22 protein-coding genes are annotated in these 22,398 nt (G+C 39.3%); 5 read left to right on the forward strand and 17 right to left on the reverse strand.

Going from position 1 to position 22,398, the window contains the following annotated elements:
* Positions 1-1,087: 1,087 nt before the first annotated feature.
* The gene (gene gltP, locus JR005_RS13845; protein WP_004989816.1) at positions 1,088-2,380 is read left to right on the forward strand and encodes a glutamate/aspartate:proton symporter GltP; all 1,293 of its coding nucleotides are present in this window, start codon (positions 1,088-1,090) and stop codon (positions 2,378-2,380) included.
* A gap of 91 nt (positions 2,381-2,471) precedes the next feature.
* On the opposite strand, the gene JR005_RS13850 is transcribed toward gltP, so the two are convergent.
* The 3 genes from JR005_RS13850 to JR005_RS13860 all read right to left on the reverse strand — a co-directional run bounded on the left by JR005_RS13850 (position 2,472) and on the right by JR005_RS13860 (position 5,313).
* Positions 2,472-3,809: an alpha/beta hydrolase gene (locus JR005_RS13850; RefSeq protein WP_218665306.1), complete on the reverse strand. Its 1,338-nt coding sequence runs from the start codon at positions 3,807-3,809 to the stop codon at positions 2,472-2,474.
* 115 nt (positions 3,810-3,924) lie between these two features.
* Entirely contained in the window at positions 3,925-4,806 is an 882-nt protein-coding gene (gene ubiA, locus JR005_RS13855) for a 4-hydroxybenzoate octaprenyltransferase (protein ID WP_218665307.1), read from the reverse strand.
* A 3-nt stretch (positions 4,807-4,809) separates the two neighbouring features.
* Positions 4,810-5,313 carry a chorismate--pyruvate lyase family protein gene (locus tag JR005_RS13860; RefSeq protein WP_044437178.1) on the reverse strand — a complete coding sequence of 168 codons (504 nt, stop codon included), beginning with the start codon at positions 5,311-5,313 and terminating at the stop codon, positions 4,810-4,812.
* 169 nt (positions 5,314-5,482) lie between these two features.
* Between JR005_RS13860 and JR005_RS13865 the strand changes: the two genes are divergently transcribed.
* Entirely contained in the window at positions 5,483-5,698 is a 216-nt protein-coding gene (locus tag JR005_RS13865) for a hypothetical protein (protein ID WP_004998453.1), read from the forward strand.
* Between the two features lie 66 nt (positions 5,699-5,764).
* On the opposite strand, the gene JR005_RS13870 is transcribed toward JR005_RS13865, so the two are convergent.
* The 10 genes from JR005_RS13870 to JR005_RS13915 all read right to left on the reverse strand — a co-directional run bounded on the left by JR005_RS13870 (position 5,765) and on the right by JR005_RS13915 (position 13,622).
* Positions 5,765-6,430: a tRNA-(ms[2]io[6]A)-hydroxylase gene (locus JR005_RS13870; protein ID WP_218665308.1), complete on the reverse strand. Its 666-nt coding sequence runs from the start codon at positions 6,428-6,430 to the stop codon at positions 5,765-5,767.
* Positions 6,431-6,441: 11 nt separating this feature from the next.
* The gene (gene pdxJ / locus JR005_RS13875) at positions 6,442-7,167 is read right to left on the reverse strand and encodes a pyridoxine 5'-phosphate synthase (RefSeq protein WP_218665309.1); all 726 of its coding nucleotides are present in this window, start codon (positions 7,165-7,167) and stop codon (positions 6,442-6,444) included.
* 21 nt (positions 7,168-7,188) lie between these two features.
* Positions 7,189-7,899 (reverse strand): DNA repair protein RecO, encoded by a 711-nt coding sequence (gene recO / locus JR005_RS13880; protein ID WP_004998459.1) that lies wholly within the window; start codon positions 7,897-7,899, stop codon positions 7,189-7,191.
* 8 nt (positions 7,900-7,907) lie between these two features.
* Positions 7,908-8,105 (reverse strand): NF038104 family lipoprotein, encoded by a 198-nt coding sequence (locus JR005_RS13885; RefSeq protein WP_004998460.1) that lies wholly within the window; start codon positions 8,103-8,105, stop codon positions 7,908-7,910.
* A gap of 16 nt (positions 8,106-8,121) precedes the next feature.
* Positions 8,122-9,165 (reverse strand): GTPase Era, encoded by a 1,044-nt coding sequence (gene era, locus JR005_RS13890; protein ID WP_119686463.1) that lies wholly within the window; start codon positions 9,163-9,165, stop codon positions 8,122-8,124.
* An 11-nt stretch (positions 9,166-9,176) separates the two neighbouring features.
* Positions 9,177-9,869, reverse strand: a complete 693-nt coding sequence (rnc, locus tag JR005_RS13895; RefSeq protein WP_004989842.1) for a ribonuclease III — start codon at positions 9,867-9,869, stop codon at positions 9,177-9,179.
* Positions 9,841-10,215: a DUF4845 domain-containing protein gene (locus JR005_RS13900; RefSeq protein WP_044437183.1), complete on the reverse strand. Its 375-nt coding sequence runs from the start codon at positions 10,213-10,215 to the stop codon at positions 9,841-9,843. The genes rnc and JR005_RS13900 overlap by 29 nt, the downstream gene beginning before the upstream one ends.
* Before the next feature lie 23 nt (positions 10,216-10,238).
* A complete protein-coding gene (lepB, locus tag JR005_RS13905) occupies positions 10,239-11,066 on the reverse strand; it encodes a signal peptidase I (protein WP_004989844.1) in 828 nt (275 codons plus the stop codon).
* 63 nt (positions 11,067-11,129) lie between these two features.
* A complete protein-coding gene (gene lepA, locus JR005_RS13910) occupies positions 11,130-12,947 on the reverse strand; it encodes a translation elongation factor 4 (RefSeq protein ID WP_218665310.1) in 1,818 nt (605 codons plus the stop codon).
* Positions 12,948-13,172: 225 nt separating this feature from the next.
* Positions 13,173-13,622, reverse strand: a complete 450-nt coding sequence (locus JR005_RS13915; RefSeq protein ID WP_218665311.1) for an acyl-CoA thioesterase — start codon at positions 13,620-13,622, stop codon at positions 13,173-13,175.
* 102 nt (positions 13,623-13,724) lie between these two features.
* Between JR005_RS13915 and JR005_RS13920 the strand changes: the two genes are divergently transcribed.
* Positions 13,725-15,152 (forward strand): glutamine synthetase family protein, encoded by a 1,428-nt coding sequence (locus tag JR005_RS13920; protein ID WP_416378519.1) that lies wholly within the window; start codon positions 13,725-13,727, stop codon positions 15,150-15,152.
* A 167-nt stretch (positions 15,153-15,319) separates the two neighbouring features.
* Here the strand turns inward: JR005_RS13920 and JR005_RS13925 are convergent, their stop codons facing one another.
* Complete coding sequence (locus JR005_RS13925; RefSeq protein ID WP_004998469.1) at positions 15,320-16,702, reverse strand: DegQ family serine endoprotease; 1,383 nt, start codon at positions 16,700-16,702, stop codon at positions 15,320-15,322.
* Between the two features lie 263 nt (positions 16,703-16,965).
* Here JR005_RS13925 and nadB point away from each other — a divergent pair, with 263 nt between their 5' ends.
* Positions 16,966-18,600, forward strand: coding sequence for an L-aspartate oxidase (nadB, locus tag JR005_RS13930; RefSeq protein WP_005003677.1), 1,635 nt, complete (start codon positions 16,966-16,968; stop codon positions 18,598-18,600).
* A 68-nt stretch (positions 18,601-18,668) separates the two neighbouring features.
* On the opposite strand, the gene tmk is transcribed toward nadB, so the two are convergent.
* The 3 genes from tmk to pabC are packed head-to-tail and all read right to left on the reverse strand — an operon-like array spanning position 18,669 to position 21,215.
* Entirely contained in the window at positions 18,669-19,268 is a 600-nt protein-coding gene (gene tmk / locus JR005_RS13935; protein ID WP_151831953.1) for a dTMP kinase, read from the reverse strand.
* A 50-nt stretch (positions 19,269-19,318) separates the two neighbouring features.
* Positions 19,319-20,401, reverse strand: a complete 1,083-nt coding sequence (gene mltG / locus JR005_RS13940; RefSeq protein WP_218665313.1) for an endolytic transglycosylase MltG — start codon at positions 20,399-20,401, stop codon at positions 19,319-19,321.
* 1 nt (position 20,402) lies between these two features.
* Complete coding sequence (pabC, locus tag JR005_RS13945) at positions 20,403-21,215, reverse strand: aminodeoxychorismate lyase (protein WP_218665314.1); 813 nt, start codon at positions 21,213-21,215, stop codon at positions 20,403-20,405.
* A gap of 165 nt (positions 21,216-21,380) precedes the next feature.
* Here pabC and JR005_RS13950 point away from each other — a divergent pair, with 165 nt between their 5' ends.
* Positions 21,381-22,382, forward strand: coding sequence for a sulfate ABC transporter substrate-binding protein (locus JR005_RS13950; RefSeq protein ID WP_218665315.1), 1,002 nt, complete (start codon positions 21,381-21,383; stop codon positions 22,380-22,382).
* Positions 22,383-22,398 lie beyond the last annotated feature (16 nt).

Here is a 22,398-nt window from a genome sequence, read left to right on the forward strand (position 1 = left end):
CGGGAGAAAAATAAAGCGGGTTTAAACAATGATGAAAGAAGTCTATAGGTTTAGCCCTTTAGCTCACTTCGGTGGGCTTTTTTTTGTCAACAAATCAGGCTTAGAAAACTTCAGTGAAGTAAATTCGTTTTTTAATAGAAAAATCACCTATTTTTACCAGATCCAGCCTTATCTTAATTTCTAATACATTCAATATCACCCGCCAAATATTTTTTATTCTTGCGCTCAAGCTCTAAAGATGAATGTTTTTTTCAATTGCAAAACATGCCTAGCATTAGTAAGAAATGATTAATAAAAGAAAATTTAAAACTCATACGTTTTTAATATCACAATATTATAAAAATACGAATTTACATATTCAATATATTTAATTATTATGATTAATAATAGGAAAACCACATCCAAATATAACACTTAAATATCAAAATAAAATAATTTCGGTTTACAATGTTATCAAACTTCAGATTTAGATTAATTTTCAACAAATAGTTGATATAAAAGTAAATTTACAATTATAAAAGCATTGATATTTTAGTTTTCTTGAGTAATATGCTTTTTATTAGTGCAATTTTTATTAAAATGCACCATAAAATGACGACCAGTTTTCATATAAAAGGATTTATTTTATGAGAAACCCACCAAACTTATTTATTTATTTCAAAAAACAACCTTATTTAAATATAATTCAGACTTATTAATTTTTTAGTTCCAATTTAATTAATTTGGCATATTCATTGCAACAAAATTATTTAGTGATACTTAATTTTAGATTTTAGTATTTAAATACTGCATCTTCCTTAGTCACATTTAATAATGATCCAAAGATAATTTTTTGAGATCGGAATTTTCTTTCCAGTCCTGTAAGGACGAGATCCATTATTTTCCTTGGTGAGTTAAGGGCAAATTTTAGATTCATCGAAATGATCAGATGAAAAGTAAAGAAATTGAAAGTCAGCATGATAACTGAACGTTTTATTGTAGCGTGATTCCTCCCAGCACCAGTTAAAACGAGTCATGCCATCTTTAACAATTTCTTATGTTTTCAATGTCATCACGATCGGAGTCTTTGTAAAATATTGAGATTGATATGAAACAAAAACGGATTAGCATTGCATGGCAAATTCTGATTGCACTTATTTTAGGTATTATTGTTGGTAGCATTCTGCACAATCAGCCTGAATATCAAGACTATATCGTTACGAATATTCTAAAACCCGCAGGCCAAATTTTTATTAGCCTAATCAAAATGATTGTCGTGCCTATTGTTATTTCAACGTTAATTTTAGGCATTGCAGGTATTGGTGATACCAAAAAGCTTGGCAGTATTGGTTTAAAAACTATTATTTATTTTGAAGTCATTACCACGGTTGCAATTATAGTTGGACTTCTTGCTGCCAATATTTTTCAGCCAGGCGCAGGTGTGGACATGTCTATGCTGCACAAAGTCGATATCACCAAATTTGAAGCAACCACTCATGAATATCAATCGCATGCGCATGGTTTCCTACAAACAATTTTAGGTCTTATTCCGACCAATATTATAGACTCGATGGCTAAAGCCCAGATGTTACCGATTATTTTCTTTTCGGTGATTTTTGGTGTTGGCCTAGCAAGTTTGCCCCACGAAACCAAACAACCTTTGCTCAATGTATTTAATGCGATTGCAGAAACCATGTTCAAAGTTACACATATGGTGATGCTATATGCTCCAATTGGTGTGTTTGCCTTGATCGCGGCCACTGTTGCGACATTCGGTTTTTCATCGCTTGTGCCTTTGTTTAAATTGGTGGTACTGGTTTATACCGCTATTTTGTTCTTTGCCTTTGTTGTTCTTGGCTCGGTTGCAAAATTTTGTGGTTTAAATATTTTTAATATCATTAAACTGCTTAAAGACGAACTGATCTTGGCATTTTCAACGGCAAGCTCTGAAACAGTATTACCTCGTATTATTCAAAAAACCGAAGCCTACGGCGCTCCTCGTGCGATTGCAAGTTTTGTGATTCCAACAGGTTATTCATTTAATCTGGATGGTTCGACACTTTATCAAAGTATTGCTGCAATCTTTATCGCCCAACTCTATGGAATCGATTTAACCATTACTCAACAGCTTATTTTGGTGTTAACGCTCATGGTCACGTCCAAAGGTGTTGCTGGCGTACCAGGTGCTTCGTTTGTCGTATTGCTAGCGACCTTAGGTGTGGTTGGTATTCCACTTGAAGGTCTGGCATTTATTGCAGGTGTCGACCGTATTTTGGATATGGCACGAACCGCACTGAATGTTGTGGGGAATGCTTTGGCTGCATTGGTCATCAGTAAATGGCAAAAACAATATGATGCTGAAAAAGCAGAGAATTACATGTTATCGCTGAAACAAGTCTAAGCCTTTATCATCCCGTAAAACCAAAAGAGTAACTGAGATCATCAGTTACTCTTTTTTTCACAATTTTGATTTAGAACTTAAATATGAGTCCTTATAAGCCTATTCCAGTACATTGCGGATTTTTGCTGGCATCTATAGTGGACGGATCAACCGTGATATTGGTTTTGGCTGGCATTTTCAATTGGATAAAATTATAGACTTGTAGATTTCGACAAACGATAGCCTGTGTATGTGACGCATTCAGGACTGGATCAAGTAGAACACTCGTTGAACCCAAACCTTTTAAATTCGCAACCAAGGCTTCTGTCACAGGGTAAGGAACGTTGGTATCGGCTGTACCTTGAACAATATAAACTGGTTTATCTATACGTTTAGTCCCTGGTTGATTCGCAGCTAAAAAGTTTTGAACCGTTTGATTGGTTTTAAAGTTATTGGTATCCAGACCAGGATAATCCATGACTTTCTTATCTGGGTTATCGGTCATAAATTTGATAATGTCGGTTTTAAATTTATCAATCAGACTTAAACTCGAATCATCACTATCTAAACAAAGTCCATTTTCTCCAGTGGTGCCTTCTGCAAATTCAGCCAGTGGTTTCGCTCTTTCCTGAAAGATATCCCGATAATTAAATTGTGTTTCATATGCTTTGATTCCAACGCCTGTAAGCGCAGCATAAGCCAGTAAAGTCGCATAAGAATCCACTGACACACGATTGCCTAATGGCACGTTCGCAGTTATTTCTTTTTTCTCAATATCTGCCAATGCCGTAGGTGCAACCTCTAAAATAATTTTACCCAAACTTGATGCTGGTGCACCCGCAACAGCACCTTGATAGGTTGCATCAGCATTTGCATATTCAGCAGTCCCTAGCGATGCCTGCCCACCTTGCGATTGCCCCACTGACATCCAAGCACCATTAAGCTGAACTCCATAGTGATCTTTCGCAGCTTTTACTGCGGCAAGTGCCGATTTCGCCTCACTGCCCAAATTTAGATACGGATGAATACCTGATGTACCCAAACCTTCATAGTCTGGAGCAATCACCACATAACCTGCTGCTAATAGGCTTTCAGCCAATATTCTAAAGCGTAGATTGATTTTATTATTACTTGGCGCACAACTATCTCCAACACCCACTGTTCCGTGCTCCCAAACCACAACACGATAACCATCTGCGGGTTGAGAGACTTTTGGAAACATCACCATTGCAGTCGCTTTGGCTGTTTTACCTTGAACATTGACCATATTATAAGTCATTACTTTAACAGATGCGGCGCTTGAAACTTGGTCCTTATTATAAGTCTTTTCTGAGATATAGGTTTGATCAGGATTAACCCCAACATAATCATCATTACTGTCATTACATGCGCTTAGCAATAAAGTTGTTGTTGAAAATGCAAGTGCTAAAGCAATTTTTGACCGTTTCATAAAATATCCTTTTTATGTTTTTGAGTATTTAATCTGCATGGTCTTACATGCATCTTTATTTATGCACAAAAAAAGTGCTCTGCATAGAACACTCTTTTACTAGATGGTCAATTTTTTAAAATGAATAAGCCATAAAAATCCCTAAAAATAGGATAACCCCCACCCAACGATTATGCCGAAACGCCCAAAAACACATTTGAGGATCGCGAGTTCTGGTTTTTGACCATTGATAAAAATAGTCTGCTGCAACCAATAACAAAGCGACAAGTCCCCACGGAAATAGAATATCTGCAAGGTAAAAAGAAGCACCAATCAATACAATACTTAAAAACTGTAATAAGGAAATAATTTCAATATCATAGCGACCAAACAAAATTGCTGTGGACTTTACGCCGATTTTTAAATCATATTCACGATCGGTAATGGCATATTGAGTATCAAAAGCCACTGTCCAACATAAATTTCCAAAATATAGTAACCAGCATGTCCAATCTAGCGGCTTACCCATCGCGGTAAATGCCATCGGGATACCCCATGAAAATGCCATACCTAAAACCACTTGCGGTAAATGGGTATAACGCTTCATAAATGGATAAATAAAAGCGAGTCCTAATGCCCCGAAAGCGCAGTAAAATGTCTCAATAGGTAAGAAAAACAACATACAAGCACTGGCTGCGACTAAAACTAAAAACACAGCAATGGCTTCTTTAGGTTGGATAATTCCTGTCGCAAGTGGTCTGGTCTTGGTTCGTTCTACATGACCATCCACTTCACGGTCTGCGAAGTCGTTAATGGCACATCCAGCAGCACGCATAAAAATGGTGCCGAACACAAATGGTAATAAAATATGTAATGGCGGAATTCCTTCAGCAGCAATCCAAAGTGCCCACATCATTGGCCAGAAAACCAATTCAGTTCCAATCGGCTTATCAAAACGACATAAATAATAATAGGCTTCTAACCGTTGTCGCCAAGTGATGGATTGTACTGCTGCCATGACTTACCCCTGCTCGTTTTGTTTCTTTATAAAGTTTTCAAATGTGGTGAGAAATGTTTCTTGGACAATAAACTTACAGCCATGCCAGACATAACAACTTTGACGAGTCCAGCCATCTTCTAAATATATCACTCGGCGTTCACAAGCTGGATTTGTACGCTGGAATAAAAACTTTCCTATCGGCTTTGTACCGATATGCTGAAAAATTCTGGCTTTTTTTTGTAAGCTTAAAATTGGGAAAATACTTTTCGCTTTCACCCATGGCTCTGCTTCACAACCATAAAGTAAACTTTCACGTACCCATGCAGTATGAGCATGTGGCATGTTCATCCATTGACTATCAATAAAACTTAAACGCTGAAAATGTTCTTTGGTGGGTTCAACCCGAAACTGACCAGATGCTAAATCTGTTAATTGTTGGGTCAAAGAGCCTGATGCATACAACCATTTTTTTAATTCAGGAGTTAATATTTTTTCCTGCTTAAGTTTAGATGGTATGTTCGGCATAACAGGCTCACTTCGATCAGAAAACCTAGTGTAACCGAATTTTTGTTTCAAAAATGCTGTGTTTTTAAGCAACATTCTTTTATTCACAAAATTGTAATAAATTTCACTATTTGAGAATATTTTAATATATCATATAGGGCATTTATCACAGGCATAGCTTAAGACCATTATGATGAATGACAAATTCAGATTTATTTTGCTCTACGGTGGAATATTCTGGGGCTGTGGTTTTACTATTTTAATGTTGCTTTATCGCTATTTCTTTTTGAATCAACCAAACTTACCAATTACTGCCTTTGCGGTTTATTTTAGTATTTGCTTTATTGCAGGTCTGGTATGGGGAAGTTTAGTTCATCATGATATTCAAAAGAAAATAGTGAGTTAATGATTGTTAAAGAAAGTGTAAAAGCCAGTTTTCAAACTGGCTTTTGTGTTTTTAGCATTTTAAAGATTAGGAGGCTGGTGTAGCCACTTTAGCGGGCACTCCACTATGAAACCTAAAGACATCATCAGGCGTCAAGATTAGATTTTTCTCCACTTCACGAATATGTTCGATACGCTGCTGAATATCTTCTTCTGGATTTTTCATTTTAGCCGTGGTCGCAACTTCTATTGCCAAGGCCAAATAATCTTCAAAGTGACGAGACTCAGATTTCAACAAATAACGATAGTAGCGACCAAGCTCATCATCAACTAATGGTGCGAGTGCATGGAAACGCTCACAAGAGCGCGCTTCTACAAATGCCCCGACGATCATGACGTCAATCAATGCTTCAGGCTCATAAGTTCGGATTTCTTTACGTAAACCACCCGCATAACGACCTGCACTCACGGCTTTCCATTCCTGCCCACGTTTTTTCATAAACTCAAGCACTTGCTCGTAGTGCAGCATTTCCTCACGAACCAGTTGTGCCAATTTGACCTGTAAATCGGTAAAAAAACTGTAACGGAACATCAAATTCATGGCCGTGCCTGCTGCCTTTTTTTCGCAATTGGCATGATCTTGCATCAACAAATCAAGATGATTGATGGCTTCATCTAACCATGCTTGAGGCGTTTTGCAACCTAAGAATGCAATGACTGGCTGCATGAGTTCATCATAGTTGGGATTTGACATGTTCAAAACTCTTATCGTGCTGACTGTATTGCGGCTTTCATTTGCTGTACCGCTTGCGTCAAACCAACAAAAATACTCTCTGCAATAATGGAATGACCAATATTCAACTCATGAATCTGTGGAATCGCCGCAATCGGCGCAACATTTTCAAGATTCAGACCATGTCCAGCATTAACAATTAGACCCTTATTTGCAGCATATTCTGCGCCCTGAATGATTCGGGCAAGTTCAGCTTGTTGCTCATCATCATTGGCAGCATCAGCATAAGCTCCCGTATGTAGTTCGATGGTCGGCGCGCCACAGGCAATCGCAGCATCAATTTGTGCCAAATCAGCATCGATAAATAAAGAAACTTCACAGCCAATTTCAGCTAAGGCTTGAGTCGCAGCTTTGACTTTTTCAAATTGCCCCACGACATCCAGTCCGCCTTCTGTTGTGACTTCCTGTCGACGTTCAGGCACAAAACACACATGATGAGGTCGAATTTCTTTGGCAAACTCTACCATTTCATCGGTCACAGCCATTTCCAGATTCATATGCGTTTTTAATAATGGGCGCATACGACGCACATCATCATCTTGGATATGACGTCGATCTTCACGTAAATGCAAGGTAATGCCCTCTGCACCCGCCTGTTCACAGACCAACGCTGCCTGAACTGGATCTGGATAAGTCGTGCCTCGTGCCTGTCTTAAGGTCGCAACATGATCAATATTCACACCAAGCAAAGCAGCCATAGATAAGTCCTGAAAGAAAATTTAAGAATGTGATTGTGTACTTTGTATCCAAAGCTGACGACTTTTTAAAGGTCGATCACCTAACAAAGAACTAATCATTTGACGGTATAGTTTACCCAATAATTGTAACTGTTCGGCAGAAAATTCTGCACCTTCTACATAATTCTGCATACAGCAAATCAACTCACCCGAAAGATTTGCAGCACTGCGACTCGCAACAGGTAAAAAACCCTCAGTTGCTTGAAATTGATAAGACATCACCTTACTAATTGCTTGCTGATTACAATCTACATAAAAATCGACTGCATAGCCTAATTCTTGCAATAACGCATGTTCAAACTGACGTAAAATTTGTCTTAAAAATAAAGCAGGTTGAGGATGTGTCGATAAAAGCTGTAATTGCGCCAACGTTTTTTGATATTGAATAAAAGTTTGTGGCATGGCCTCTTCTAAAGGACACAAGCGCAACAGGATTTCATTCAAATAAAACCCTGCAAAAAAAGCATCACCATGAAAGAAAACAGGATGATTTAAAATTTCAAGTTTAGTGAAATTCTTTAAATCGCCTTTACCTGTCGCTTGTAAGGTAATGGGTTGATATTGTGGAGGTGGCGTTTGTCTTAGAATACCGTCCATACGACCATATTCTTCAGTAAACAAATGCACGATATGGCTTTTTTCACGATATTTACGATGATGAACTAAATAGCCATGAATGACTTCATTACGCATAAGCGAAGTTAATCATCCTTTTTTTTCTCATCTTTTTCATCGTCGCCATCTGGAATGACAGCACCCACAACAGCTGCTGTACCTTTTACAACAGCTTTAGTGGTGCCATAAGCAACTTTGACTGGAACAGTCACGACTTTAGTAATACACCCTTGTAGCATCAGCACACAAGCTAAAGTACCCAAACAACGTATCATGACTGTCATTGCTTATTCTCTTTTTTTAAATATCGCTATAGCCTAAACTTTTGAGCGCACGTTCGTCGTCAGACCAACCGCCTTTAACTTTAACCCAAAGAGTGAGCATGATTTTCTGTTCAAACATTTTTTCCATGTCTGTACGCGCTTCCATACCAATGCGTTTGAGTTTAGCGCCTTTCTCACCAATCACAATGGCTTTTTGTCCCGCGCGTTCCACAAAAATCGTGGCATCAATATAGGTACAAGCAGGTTTTAATCGACCTGTTTTTTCACTGATCGTTTCTTCTTCAGTTTTAAAGGATTCGATTTGTACCGTTAAATCATAAGGCAATTCTTCACCCAACTGACGCATGATTTTTTCACGGATAATCTCACTGGCCAGAAAACGCTCAGAACGATCAGTGATTTGATCCATCGAATACAACGGCGGTTGAAAAGGCAAATATTTTTCAATCGTGTCACGTAAATGATCCAAATTTGCACCGCGTAACGCAGAAACAGGTACAATTTCAGCAAAGTTCATGAGTTTTGCACGTTCACGAATCAATGGTAAAGCTTCATTCTTATTTTCAAAGGTATCTAATTTATTGATGACCAAGATCACAGGCATCTCTGCATTTTTCAGTTTTTCCAAAACTAATTCATCGTTTTGAGTCCACTTTTGCGCATCGACTACAAATAAAACCAGATTGACATCACGTAATGCTGAATGCGCTGCACGATTCATCATTTTATTAATCGCACGGACTTCTTTTTTATGCATACCCGGCGTATCGACAAATACTGCTTGCGATTTTTCGCGCGAATCAATACCCACAATTTTATGACGTGTGGTTTGTGGTTTACGTGAAGTAATCGATAGCTTTTGACCCAATAAATGGTTCATCAATGTAGATTTACCTACATTTGGTCGCCCAACAATCGCAACAAAACCGCTTCTAAAGTCAGCAGGAATGGTGACACCTTCGTCACTAAAGAATTGATCAATCAGTTGATTAGCCTGATTTTCATTGTCACGAATTTCAGGATTTTCATTTGAATCTGGATTGACTTGATCAGAATGCATGGACATGCAGGCTATTGCTCCAATAACTTTAATATTTCTGCCGCCGCTGCCTGTTCAGCAAAACGTCGGCTTGATCCCTCACCTACAATATTGGGTAGCCCCGCTACCGAACATTGCACTTTAAAATGCTGATGAGGTGCATCACCTTGAATATCTACAACCTCGTAAACAGGGAGAGGTTTTTTACGTGCTTGTAGATACTCTTGTAAACGCGATTTAGGATCTTTGAGCTGATCACTTGGCTCGATATGATCCAGATAAGGCGTATACCATTTTAAAACGATACTTTTTAATAACTCTAAATCACCACTGTCGACATAAATTGCCCCAATAATCGCCTCAACCGTATCGGCTAATATGGATTCACGGTGATGACCACCCGATTTTAATTCACCTGTGCTTAATATTAAACACCGGCTAAGTTTCAAATCGTTTGCAATTTTGCCTAAAGCTTCCTGTCGTACCAGTGTAGCACGCATACGGGTAAGCCGACCCTCATTTTCATGCGGATAGGTCTGATATAAATAATTGGCAATGATCATGCCAAGTAATGAATCGCCTAAAAACTCCAGACGCTCATAATTATGTTTGTGACTGACAGATCGGTGTGTTAAAGCAAGCTGAAGTAAATCAGCTTGCTGAAACTGGTAACCAATCCTGCTCGGTAATCGAGGATCACTTAGCTTGGACTGACCTTTGATCAAAATTTTTCTCGAATGTTAGAACTAAATCAATATTTAATAAGAAAGGTTTTCTTATTTCGTACTTCTTACTGACGTTTAAACCATTGTTTGTGGTCACTTTGGCAATATCCTTGAAGCGTAAATCACGGATATTGTTCATGTCCAAACGCTGATCCATTTGCATATCGAATTTGGCAGGTGTGATATCTGAAGCGCTATTTTGGATGAGCTCCTCAATTTGGCTATCAATCACTCGGTCATCCCAATAAGCTGGCCAGATTGCAACGGCAGCCTTGACTGCCAATGCAAATAAAATTACCCCAAATAAAATGGCTAAATACGAAGCGCCTTGTTGAGACTTACGCATTTGTAATATTCCTAATCGTGTTTTTAGTCAATTTTCCCATTTCGACTGAACGATGGAATCTTAAAGCCTGGCTCTTTATGCATCCAGATATAAAAAGCTCGACCTGTTAAGTTTTCCTCAGGAACGAATCCCCAAAAACGGCTATCTGCACTTTGGTCTCGATTATCGCCCATTGCAAAATAATGCCCTTTTGGAACAGTCACTTCCCAATATAAACCATCTTGATTCGAATATTTACCATTTTCTATATAATTGATGAACGGCGCTTGACGAGCAATATTCACCCCTTCAAGTTCACGCATCAGATGGGTGTGAGTTCCCAAGGTTTCTTTATGATAAATCGAGGTCGGTGTATCCAAAATATCTTTTTCACGATGAAATTCAGTCGCAACCTTTGGTACTTTTTGACCGTTAATCGTCAACTCACCGTGATCATAGACAATATGATCGCCTGGTAAACCGACCACACGTTTAATATAACTAATCGTTGGTTGTGGTGGATAACGGAATACAATGACATCACCACGTTCAGGCTCTCCAACATCAATAATTTTCTTATTGATGATCGGCAAACGCACACCATAGTCAAATTTGTTAACTAAGATGAAATCACCTGTTTCTAGTGTTGGTACCATCGAATCCGAAGGGATATTAAATGGCTCGTACAAAAAAGAGCGTAAAATGAGTACTACCGCCAGCACAGGCCAAAAGTCATATGCCCATGTGATCAGAAAATTTTCATTTTCACGTCCTTTCGTTGCGCGCTGTTTAAGCACCAATTTATCGAGTAACCATACGATAAAAAATAACAGCGTGACTGGAACGAGAATCAAATTAAAATCAAAATCCACAAAACCTCACTCGCAGCTCAGCTGCTCGTTTTTCGGCAAGATAAAGCAATGCTTTACCTCATCTTATCTATCGACTTTTAATACAGCTAAGAACGCTTCTTGCGGGATTTCAACACTACCCACCTGTTTCATGCGTTTCTTACCTTCTTTTTGTTTCGCAAGTAATTTCTTCTTACGCGATACGTCACCACCATAACATTTCGCCAAGACGTTTTTACGCATCGCTTTAACAGTAGAGCGAGCAATCACCTGCGCACCGATCGCCGCCTGAATCGCCACATCAAACATTTGACGTGGAATCAGATCTTTCATCTTTTCAACCAGTGCAATACCACGATGACGCGCATCCTGACGGTGACAGATCATGGCCAAGGCATCGACCTTTTCACCATTAATTAATACATCAACCTTAACCAGAGATGAACTTTCAAAACGCACAAAGTTATAATCCAACGATGCAAAACCACGCGAACACGATTTCAATTTATCAAAGAAATCCATCACCACTTCTGCCATCGGAATTTCAAAAGTCACTGAAACCTGATTGCCTAAAAATTTCATATCCTTTTGCACACCACGACGCTCGATACACAAGGTCATGACATTGCCCAGATATTCCTGAGGAACAAGAATATGACATTCTGCAATCGGTTCACGCAAATCTTCAACCAAACTCCCATCTGGCATTTTAGATGGGCTGTCGATATAGATGGTATCGCCTTTTTTAGTTACAGCTTCATAAACCACCGTAGGTGCAGAGCTAATCAGATCTAGATCATACTCACGCTCTAAACGTTCTTGTACGATTTCCATGTGCAGCATACCCAAGAAGCCGCAACGGAAGCCAAAACCAAGCGCATCTGAACTTTCAGGTTCAAAGAACAAAGCAGAATCATTAATTTGTAGTTTTTGTAATGCTTCTCGGAATGGTTCAAAATCACCAGAATCAATCGGAAATAAGCCTGCGTACACCTGTGGTTTAACCTTTTTAAAACCTGGCAAAGTCGCAACTTCAGGTGTTGAAGATAAAGTAATGGTGTCACCCACTGGCGCACCAAAAATATCTTTAATCCCTGCAATCACGAAACCAACTTCACCCGCTTCAAGGATATCTGTTTCGGTATGTTTCGGATTAAACACCCCCACAGAAGTTACAGGATGGACCTGACCTGTGGATTTGACCAACATTTTGTCGCCTTTACGAATACGTCCTTGCTTGATCCGTACCAAAGACACTACACCTAAATAGTTATCGAACCATGAGTCGATAATCAAGGCTTGTAAAGGTGCTTCACGATCACCTTCTGGAGGCGGGATCACATCGACTAAACGTTCAAGTACCCCTTCGACTCCTAAACCAGTTTTCGCTGAACAGGTGGGTGCATCTGTCGCTTCAATCCCGATGATTTCTTCAATTTCATGAATGACGCGTTCAGGTTCAGCCTGTGGTAAATCAATTTTGTTTAAAATGGGAAGAACTTCTAATCCCTGCTCAATCGCGGTGTAACAGTTTGCAACTGACTGTGCTTCTACACCCTGCGCAGCATCGACGACCAATAATGCACCTTCACAAGCAGCAAGTGAGCGAGAAACTTCATAAGAAAAGTCAACGTGCCCTGGTGTATCAATGAAGTTCAGTTGATATTCCTGACCATTTGGATGCGTATAATATAATGTGACCGATGCCGCTTTAATGGTAATCCCACGTTCGCGTTCAAGCTCCATTGAATCCAAGACCTGAGCCTGCATTTCACGGTCTTGTAAACCACCACACATCTGAATAAAACGGTCAGCCAAAGTTGACTTGCCGTGATCGATGTGAGCAATGATCGAAAAGTTACGAATATTTTTGATATCAACGGATTTTTTAGCCGACGCCATAGATTACTCTGAAAAAAAGTACATCTCTAAATGCAATACTTCATACAGTATGCAAGATGTAAAAGGACTGTCCTAAATTGCTGCACAGTATAAGCAACCCCAGATTAAAAATATAGTGCGATCATTCTGCTTTTAAAACTATTCATGTAATCCTCACAAAATGCGCTCTGAGTATTGATGAAACCCTTTGAAAAGATTGAAGCAAAGGCAAATGAATCCATTTGCTTAGTCATAATTCACGGTAAAATCGATCGGATTGATTTCCTGAGCTAAAGGTTGGTAGGTTTGGGTAAAGGTGGGTGACATGCGTTTTGGCCGACCTGTACTGATTTCAACACAAGCCCATTTAGTTTTCCCAACAAATAAGACACTTTGGTCTCTAGGACGATAAAACACGTACTGGCGGGATAAATACAAACTATCAATCGCATCTAGCCATGTACGTAGTATGATTTGCTCTCCTTCAAAGGCAGCTTTTCGATACTGTACGTGGTGTTCTACAGCCACCATAGCATGATTCATTTCCAAATATTGTTTGAGACCCAAGCCTAATCGCTCGATATGTGCTGTTGCGACATCCTGCATCCACTGAACATATCTGACATTGTTCACATGCCCCAATTGATCAATATGCTCAGGATTTACCGTTAATTTTAAATCAAAAATTGCACTCATTTGCCAAAAGCTATTTGCATAAAAAAGTTACGCACATTTTACGTTACTTCCCAATCTGATTCATCTAGGATTTTATACACGATCCCAGCCTAGGTTTTTATGATGAGTAGCCTGAATATTTCAAAACAACATACAGATGATATGTTTTATAAAAACAATCCATTTAAACCTAAATCCAATTTTATTTCTAAACCCATAAATCCTACAGACCAACTTAACTTTGAAGATGAAGTCCAACTATATTTAGAAAAAAATCCAAACACTCAACATGTTGATATTATCTTACATGATTTAAATGGGCATATTCGCGGGAAAAGAATTGATATTCAGACGCTAAAACAACTTCATAAAGGTTGTTACTTCCCACTTTCAATTTATGCGATGGATTTAGATGGAAAAGTCGTTGAAGAAACTGGACTGGGTAAATATATCGGTGAACCTGATTATTTATGTCTTCCCATCTTGGGAAGTTTAAAGCCTTGTCCCATTCAGCCTGAATCAAATGCTCAAGTTTATTTAACGATGCGAGAACAAGACGGGACTGCATGTGGTTATGAACCTCGTAATATCTTAAGCAAACTTTTGACAGAATGTAATGAACAAGACTACTTTCCCGTCATTTCAGCGGAACTTGAGTTTTATTTATATCCATCAGATGCAAAAGCTGATGAACATACTTTTGCCAGTCAATGCTTTGATATGAACGCACCCGATGATTATCAAGCTCTACTCGATGAAATAGAATATATTGCCAATTTGCAAGGCATTCAAATTGTTTCGATTGTTTCAGAGTCAGCCGCAGGTCAATATGAAATAAATATTCCACATAGTGCCGATGTTTTAAAGATCTGTGATCAAGTAATGTCGCTAAAACGTATCGTTAAGCAGGTCGCCAAACGCCATCATCTCCACGCCAGTTTTCTAGCCAAACCAGACCTGAACCAAGCAGGGAGCGGCATGCACTTTCATGTGAGTTTATGCAATTCACTTTTAAATAATTATTTTAGTTCACATGACCTTCATCAACCCTCTCCAACGTTATTAAAAGTAATAACGGGGTTGATTGAACTTATGCCAGCATCTATGGCGATTCTTGCACCAAATATTAATTCCTACCGTCGCTTCCAAATCGGACAACACGTGCCGCTTGAAGCAAACTGGAATATTAATAACCGTAATGTCGCCATACGTTTGCCCTGTTCTGATCAACAAAATCAGCGTTTTGAATACCGTGTCGCAGGTGCAGATTGCAATCCTTATTTAACTGTTGCAATCATTCTTACAGGACTCCTTTACGGTCTTAACCATAGCCTAGAAATAAAAAAACCATCCCACTTATTAAAATATCCAGATGATCATATTTTTCTACCACTTAACCAGCTAGATGCACTTAATCAATTTAAACATCAGTCATTTATTCAAAAAACATTAGGCAAAGATTTTTGTGAACTGTGGCATACATTAAAATTAGCGGAACATCAGTGTATTTATAATAAGATGACTTTATCTGAAAAAAATTGGGATATTTAATTGCTTTAAATTTAAAAAAAACCCTTTACAGTTGTATATCGTAAAGGGATTTTATTTTAAGATGAAAATAAAATTTTTCATCATTATTTAGATGCTTTATTGTTTAGATACTTTTTATTTTCTTCCACATAGAGAAATAAAAAATACTTATCAAAGCAGCCTAATGATTATTTAATTCTTAAGCCCAACATCGCACGTTGTCCTTGACGAATAATAGAGACTCGTACCACTGTATTTTTAGGTAACGCAGCAACAGCTTTACTAAAATCACCTGTATTTAAAATACTGGTATTATTAATTTGAGTAATCACATCACCTGAAATAATATTGGACTGCGCAGCCAAGCCACCACGTGTCACATCTTCAACCAAGATACCGCCACGAACATCCAGACGTGATTGTTCAGCTGCTGTCAGGTTTCGAATTGCCATTCCTAATACTGGACCATTTTGTTGCGTCGTACGCTCTGAGGTTGCTGGCGTATCATCTGGCGCAGTGGTTAAAGTCGCAGAAATATTACGAGGTTTGCCATCACGCAGTATTTCTAACTGAATCGTCTGTTTTGGCATGGTGCGATTCAAATAGTTTAATAAATCTGAGGTGCGTGAAATTGGGGAACCATTATATTTCATAATGATATCACCCGCTTTTAATCCCGCTTTGGCAGCTGGTGAATCTGGGGCAACTTGATTGATGAGCGAACCTTCTGGTCGCGGTAAGTTATAAGCATCGGCTAGATTACGATCAATATCCTGTAGCATCACACCTAAATAAGAACGAGTCACTTTGCCCGTAGTTTTAAGTTGTTGAACTACATCCATTGCCACATCAATTGGAATCGAGAATGACAAGCCCATATACCCCCCCGTACCACTAAAAATACGAGAATTCACACCGACGACTTCACCGCGCTGGTTAAATAATGGGCCGCCTGAGTTACCCGGATTTAAAGCTACGTCAGTTTGAATGAATGGAACTGAGGTTTCACCCTGCATATTTCGTGATTTGGCACTGACAATACCTGCTGAAGCAGAATAATCAAAACCAAATGGTGAACCAATGGCAAGCACAGGCTCACCCACTTTCAATTGATCAACATTGCCTATTTTCAAGGAAGGATAATTAGTTCCATCGACTTTAAGTAATGCCACGTCAGTACGCTCATCACTTCCAATCACTTTTGCATCAATTTCACGTCGATCCTGCAAGGTCACGGTAATACGTGAAGCATCTTCTACGACGTGATGATTGGTAAGTAGATATCCATCCTTACTAATAAAAAAGGCACTCCCGTATCCTACTTTTTCTTGTGGAGCCTGTTGTTGTGGAATGACGACTTGATTACCAAAAAAACGACGTAAAATCTCGGGCACTTGTTGCTGTAACAACTCTTCCTGAGTCATTTTTTTTACAACATTGACACTGACCACTGCTGGGCTGGCTTGCTCAACCAGACTTGAAAAATCAACAGGGGTTGCAGCATCCGCTTGTACAGCCGCCATGGTAAAAACCATAGCATACATTCCATTTTGTAAAGAGCGACTATTCATGTAACACGAACTCACACACTAGTTTTAGGTTAGACCCAATTGTTTTAGCACAACTTTTTCTATATTTCCGTAATAATATGTTTATTATTTCCAGAATAAAAAAATTGCGATTATTCCATTAAATTTTCTCTATTTTGATCATTCAAATTTTTAAAAACTGAAAGTTTATTGAAAATTCGACTTAGATTTAAGCATATAGAGTCTTGCCTTTTCTTAAAAAAAAGCGTGTTATTAGCAAACTTTTTGTAAATTAGCTGATGGACATGTCTGATTCAAACACAACTCATCATTTTGATGTGATCATTGTGGGGAGTGGCGGCGCTGGGTTAAGCCTTGCTTTATCATTACCAAGTCATTACAACATTGCGGTTTTAGCGAAATCCTCCCTGACCGAAGCCAGTACTTTTTATGCACAAGGCGGTGTTGCTGCGGTACTGGATGAAACTGATTCCATTCAACAGCATATTGATGACACAATGATTGCAGGTGCACATTTATGTGAACTCGATGCAGTTAAACAAACAGTTGAAGGTGGTCGATCATCGGTTGATTTTCTTCTAAATCATGGTGTTGAATTTACTCTTGATGAAGAAGATCAGCTTCATCTCACACGTGAAGGCGGACATTCACAGCGCCGAATTATTCATGCAGCAGATGCAACAGGCAAAGCAATTTCTACCACATTGGTACAACGCGCCAAAGAACAAAAAAATCTGACTATTTTTGAAAATTACATCGCGATTGATGTCATTACATTGCATAAATTAGGGCGAAAAGATCAAAGTAATCGTGCCATTGGACTGTATGTGCTCGACGAAAAAACCGAAAAAGTGCATACCTTTTTAGCTCCATTTACCGCACTCGCCTGTGGTGGGGCAATGAAAGCTTATCTTTATACCTCAAATCCTGATATTGCCACAGGTGATGGGATTGCCATGGCTTATCGTGCAGGTTGTCGTGTGGCGAATATGGAATTTAATCAATTCCATCCGACCTGTTTATATCATCCACAGGCGCGATCTTTTTTAATTACAGAAGCCATGCGGGGTGAAGGTGCATATTTACGCCTACCAGATGGTGAACGTTTTATGCTACGTTTTGATGAGCGCGCTGAACTCGCACCGCGAGATATTGTAGCCCGAACGATTGACCATGAAATTAAACGCTTGGGGATTCGCCATGTCTGGCTGGATATCACCCATAAACCTGCGGAGTTTATTCAGGAGCATTTTCCAACTCTTTACACGCGCCTGCTTGAGTTAGGTATTGATATCACCAAAGATATGATTCCTGTCGTGCCAGCTGCTCATTACACCTGCGGTGGTGTGGTGGTAGATGAACATAGCCAGACAGATATCGAAGGCTTATATGCCATCGGTGAAACCTCTTATACAGGTTTGCACGGCGCTAACCGTATGGCCAGTAACTCATTACTTGAATGTTTTGTTTATGGCATGAGTGCTGCGCAGGATATTCAAAACAAATTTGATTCCAATTTTAAATGGCCTGATGTTCCTACTTGGGATGAATCTCAGGTTACAGATGCAGATGAAGACGTTGTGATTTTGCAAAACTGGGATGAATTGCGTTCGACCATGTGGAACTATGTGGGGATCGTGCGCACCACTAAACGTCTTGAACGTGCCCTACACCGCATCGAAATGTTAAAGCGGGAAATCACTGAATATTATCAGGATTATCGGGTCAGTAAAAACCTGATCGAACTGCGAAATTTAGTACTTGTTTCGGAAATGATTGTACGATGCGCTATGCAACGTAAAGAATCTCGCGGTTTGCACTACACTCTAGATTATCCTGAACTCGGAACTGAGCTACGTAAAACGGTGCTGACTCCGCCGAGTTTTGAAGTGGAACAACCTTTAGTGAATGTAGTTTAAGTTCAGAATCTCAATAAAAAACGCACGAAAGCTTTATACTTTTCGCGCGTTTTTTATATTGAAATGATTTATTGTAGATGACTTAATGCTTGCTCAAAAACCAATTCAGGCGATTGAGTTGCATCCAGACGTTTTACCCGTTCTGGATATAACTGATGTAACTGCTGATAGCCTTCACGCACACGCTGAAAAAATTCGACTTTTTCCTGTTCAAAACGATCTAAAGCGCCACGTTCACGCGCACGTGACATACCAAGTTCAATAGGCGCATCTAACCAAAACGTAATATCTGGCATTTGCGAGACAAAAGTTTGATTGAGAATATTCAGTTTTTCTTTGCTTAAACCACGTCCTGCACATTGGTATGCATAACTGGCATCGGTAAAACGATCACTCAGTACTGTTTTACCTGCATTTAATGCGGGAACAATGACTTGTTGTAAATGCTGCGCTCGTGCTGCATAGATCAATAAAAGCTCGGTATCATGCGCCATTTTTTCTTCATGATTGACTGCAAGCAACAAATCACGCACTCGCTCAGCCAAAGGCGTCCCCCCAGGTTCACGAGTTAATACGAGGTGTTCACCCTGACGCTCGAAATACTCATAAATCTTGCGAATGAGCGTGGTTTTTCCCACACCTTCCGTGCCTTCAAAGCTAATGAACATAATTTCTCCGTCGTTTTTGGATACGAGCTTGGGTTACACATGTTTGGTTTCTAATTCTGGGTATCCGTTTTTGATCTTAGCACGGACAAATAATCCTGAACTGCCTGATTATGTTGTTGCAAAGTTTCACTGAACTTATGTCCACCATTACCTGTCGCAACAAAGTAAATATTTTTGGATTGGTCAGGATGCATCGCCGCTTCAATGGCTTTTTTGCTCGGCATAGCAATCGGGGTGGGCGGTAAACCAGACATCGTATAAGTATTATAAGCGGTCGGGGTACGCAAATCCTGTCGGCTAATTTTGCCCTGATATTTATCGCCCATGCCATAAATCACAGTGGGGTCAGTCTGTAAACGCATACCGAGTTTTAAACGGCGTACAAATACTCCAGACACTTGCTCAAGCTCACTGTCCAGACTGGTTTCTTTTTCAATAATGGACGCCATAATCAAGGCTTCATATTTATTTTGATAAGGTAAATCTGCCGCACGATTTTGCCATGCCTGATCTAAGGCTTTCATTTGATAATGATATAAATCCGTCAGAATTTTTTTATCGCTTTCACCTTTTGAAAAGAAATAAGTATTCGGTGCAAATAAACCTTCAGGATGCGAGTAAGGCAAATCCAATTCTGTTGCAATTTGTTGTTCAGGTAAATTAACAACTGTCTTGGTCACATACGGATCTTTTTTTAGATTTGCAATCAATTGCTTAAAGGTCGTTCCTTCAATCACTTGAACCCGAATCATTTGTGCATTTTCAGCATTGGATAGCATTACTAAAACTTGGCGAATACTCATGCCTTGAGGGACTTCATACACCCCTGCTTTCATGGTGTCATGTATAAAAAATTTCTGATAAATCTTGGGAATCAAAGGAACCGAAACTTGATTTTCTTTTGCCAGACGCTCAATAAAATGTGAATAAGTATCACCGTTAGCAACCACCAATAATTCTTTTTTGCCTTTTACAGGATAAGCCTTAAATAGATTCATCCATAGCAAACCGAATATCGCAATGGCTACAATGCAAAATGCTACCAGCCATTTTCTATTTCTCGCAAAAAAACCGATTTTGTTTGGCGGTTTTTTCTTGTTTTTTGCTTTAGGCTTATTTGAAGGTTTTGACATATCAGTGAATCTGGTTCAGTTGAAGTGTATGAAAAAGATCTACACAAATTTGAGCATCTAAAGGTTTTCCATCTAAATGGGTCACGGCTTTCATCGAACTTAGTGCATTACAAAAAAACAGTGCCTGAATATTTGCAATCTCATCCATATCAATAAAACCATGAGCAACAGGCACATCAAACTTTTCCATTCGGGATAAAATCTCAGCGCGCATCACTCCGTGCACGCCATTATAACGAAGTTCGGGTGTAATCCATGTATCTTTTAAATAAATAAAGCAATTACTGCTCACGCCTTCAACAATCATCCCTTGTATATCTGTTACCAAAGCTTCTATCCATTGTTGTTGATCCGCTTCCTGTTTCAGTAACACCTGCTCTAGCCGATTCAATGTTTTTATCCCGACCAAATGCGGCATGCTCATCCCTATAACCTGATTTAATACCCCTGTTTGTATGAATTGAGGAGCAAATTCGGTGTGCGTTTGCGGATAAAACCAGACATACACATCAGCATGTTGTGCTGGCAGACTATAACCGCGCTGCCCTACACCACGACTAATGATGATTTTAAGGGTGCCATTTAAAACATCCAATTGACTTTGCAGTTTCGCTAAACTTTTTTCGATCAGTGATAGATCAGCCTTGAGATATAAATATTCGCAGCTATTTTTTAAACGCAATAGATGTCGTGCTTTGAGTTCAAACTTTCCTTGATAAATGCGCGCTGTAGTAAAGCATCCATCTCCATAATGAAATGCCCGATCCTGTAAATCCAGTGCTTCCACTCGTTCTGCATTCTTAAAACACCACATCGCCAAACATCCCGTTGATTTCTCAGCTTAGTTTAAAAACACATAAGCTTTTTCTATTTCTTTTTTATTCATATAAAATTCATTTTTTATTATTTTTTATGGATAACAACTCGCAGTATGCTGCACGCATGTTCAAAACATTTCGATATATTTGAGGAAAAAAACATGCGTTTAGCACAATTAAAGGTGGGGATTCTGGCTGGATTGGTTTCAGTTTCGTCTTTTGCAGCAACAGATTTTTTAAACGTTTCATATGATCCAACACGTGAACTTTATGAAAATTTTAACAAAGAATTTGGCGCGTACTGGAAACAGCGTACTGGTCAGGATGTCAATTTTAAACAATCACATGGCGGTTCGGGTAAACAAGCTCGTGCGGTGATCGATGGTCTACAAGCAGATGTCGTGACTTTAGCTTTGGCCGCAGATATTGATGAAATTGCTGAAAAAGCAAAATTATTACCTGCGGACTGGCAAAAGAAATTTCCACAAAACTCCACCCCTTATACCTCGACTATCGTTTTCCTTGTCCGCAAAGGCAATCCAAAAGGCATTAAGGATTGGGGCGATATTGTCAAACCGGGTGTAGAAATTATCACGCCAAATCCAAAAACCTCAGGTGGCGCGCGCTGGAACTATTTAGCAGCATGGGCGTGGGCAAAGCATCAATATGGTTCCGATGCCAAAGCACGTGAATTTGTACGTCAGATTTATAAACAAACTAAAGTATTAGACTCTGGCGCACGTGGTGCAACCACAACTTTTGCTGAACGTGGTATTGGCGATGTATTACTGGCTTGGGAAAACGAAGCCTACTTAGCACAGCGTGAACAACCGGGCAAATTTGACATCATCACCCCATCTCTTTCGATTTTGGCTGAACCACCCGTTGCGATTGTAGAAAAAAATGTGAAAAAAGATGGCAATGAAAATCTGGCCAAAGCCTATCTGAATTTCCTGTATTCACCAAAAGGACAGGATATTGCGGCGAAAAATTTCTATCGCCCACGCAATGCAGACATACTCAAACGCTATAGCAGCACCTTTAAGCCATTGAAACTGGTAACAATTGACAAAGAGTTTGGTGGCTGGACCAAAGTACAAAAACAACATTTTGATAATGGTGGCGTATTTGACCAACTCGTCAAAGAAAATAACGCCAAATAATCAACCTGTGATCGGG

The sequence above is a fragment of the Acinetobacter sp. Colony158 genome (genome assembly GCF_019264745.1).
Lineage (GTDB): Bacteria > Pseudomonadota > Gammaproteobacteria > Pseudomonadales > Moraxellaceae > Acinetobacter > Acinetobacter ursingii.